The sequence below is a fragment of the Aeromonas sp. 603757 genome (genome assembly GCF_049171255.1).
GTDB classification, from domain to species: domain Bacteria; phylum Pseudomonadota; class Gammaproteobacteria; order Enterobacterales; family Aeromonadaceae; genus Aeromonas; species Aeromonas veronii_A.
This window is the reverse complement of sequence record NZ_JAAKOE010000035.1, coordinates 1-1,744: the sequence shown is the minus strand read 5'-3', so window position 1 is coordinate 1,744 and position 1,744 is coordinate 1. Positions and strand designations below refer to the sequence as shown.

At 54.0% G+C, this 1,744-nt stretch carries 1 protein-coding gene and 1 tRNA gene; both read right to left on the bottom strand.

The annotated features are described in order from the left end of the window. Positions 1-535: 535 nt before the first annotated feature. Positions 536-611: transfer RNA gene (locus G5332_RS20190), tRNA-Thr, on the bottom strand. An 89-nt stretch (positions 612-700) separates the two neighbouring features. Next, on the bottom strand, positions 701-1,441 hold the full coding sequence (locus G5332_RS20185) for a phosphatase (protein ID WP_421259634.1): 741 nt from the start codon (positions 1,439-1,441) through the stop codon (positions 701-703). Positions 1,442-1,744: the final 303 nt, after the last annotated feature.

Sequence of the window (1,744 nt, the reverse complement as noted above, 5' to 3'; positions counted from 1 at the left end):
TCTTGTCATTGAACACCTCAGGTCATGGTGGCGACTGTACCACCTAAAATGGTGTCCGGGATGATTAGACCACTACACCCTTATGCGCTCGATACTCCCACTATTCCTACTATGAAGCCGTGAAAGATGAAGTAATCCGGTGATAGAGAAGAGGTACTTTACCCCTCACGCCTCTCAAGACATGCAGCCCCCATCTGATTACTATCCCCTATAGCCAGTATGCTCATGGGGTTGTATTGACTCTTGCAGAGGGGGCCATTTGTCATATTTTCTGTGAGATTTTTTCAAGCCTCATTGCATATATAAGAAGACCTCCCTTACCCCCTGCTCCCCTCCATGCAATTTTCCCCCATAATCGAACAGACCTATCCTATCCCCCCTCGATTCTTTTATTTTCCTCTGGTGTTCTCTCTTGCGTACAAGACAAGTTAGCCGCCCGTCATGGGCAGCCTATACACTGTGAAGTGTTGGGCATGGTGTTGGGCAAATGCGCTAAAGAGCTAGCTTTACCAAGAAGCCAACCCTTTGTTTTATATGGTGCCGATAAGGGGAATCGAACTCCTGACCTTCGCATTACGAATGCGCTGCTCTACCAACTGAGCTATACCGGCTTGTTGCTCTCCACATTCATAAAAAATGACCGGCAAGTCAATTGAGCCAACTCGATTTTATGAGTTGGCTCATGGTGTTAGAGCCCGATTTACAGATCGGCAAACTCGGGGATATGGGCGCGGCCGCGACTCTCGAGGAAATCGAGCAGGGCGCGGGGGGAACGCACCAAGACCCGCTCCAGCGGGAAGCCCGCTTCGGTCACCAGACGGTGGCAGTGGTCAAAATCGCCGAGGCTGAAAGCGACGTGGGAATCGGAGCCGAAGGTGAGGTAGGCCCCCAGATCTCGCGCGGCTTCGACGATGGCGCGGCAGTTGCCTTCGCTACCCGGGCGCGAGTGAATGAAGGAGGAGTTGTTGATCTCCAGCGCCACCCGATAGTCCGCAGCCGCCTTGACCACCGCCTGAATGTCGATGGGAAATGCGGGGTTACCCGGGTGGCTGATCATGTCGACCCGACCGCTCTTGATGGCGTTGATCATCGCCTGGGTGTGGGTAGCCTGATCGCAGGGAGGGAATACCTGCTCATGAAAACCCGCCATGATCATGTCGAGGCGCGACTCATAGCGCTCGGGAAAATCGATCTCCCCCTCCAGGTTTTTGATGTTGGCCTCGATACCCCGCAGGATCCCTACCCCATCCACCACTCTTGGCAATATCGGCAAGTTGGCAAAGTGCCAGACATGAGGGGCATCGGCCATCTCGGGGCCATGATCCGTGGTGGCGAACAGCTTGATCCCCTTGGCCCTGGCGATGGGCAGATAGTCGTGGATGGTACTGTAGGCATGGGTGCTGGCAATGGTGTGAGTGTGGGTATCGACCGGGTACTTCATCTTCTCTCCCCTCATATTTTGAAGGGGCAGCATAACAAAGTAGGGGGAATTGGGCCACGCCAGTGCTTGCCACACTTTGTCACAAAATACCGCGAAGCTGACATAGTCTGAGGGGCTCTGGCTGGCATACTGCCTCCGTCGATACATGCCTGAACTCGCATCGACAGTTTGCCGTCAGGATGACGCGAACTCACTTTCCCCACCGTCGCGCCCTGCGGCGGTTTTTTTTGGCTCTGTCCCAATTACGTGTTGAAAGGCTAATCTTGAAGTAGGCCATCACCTTGAGGTCTACCATCATGGATA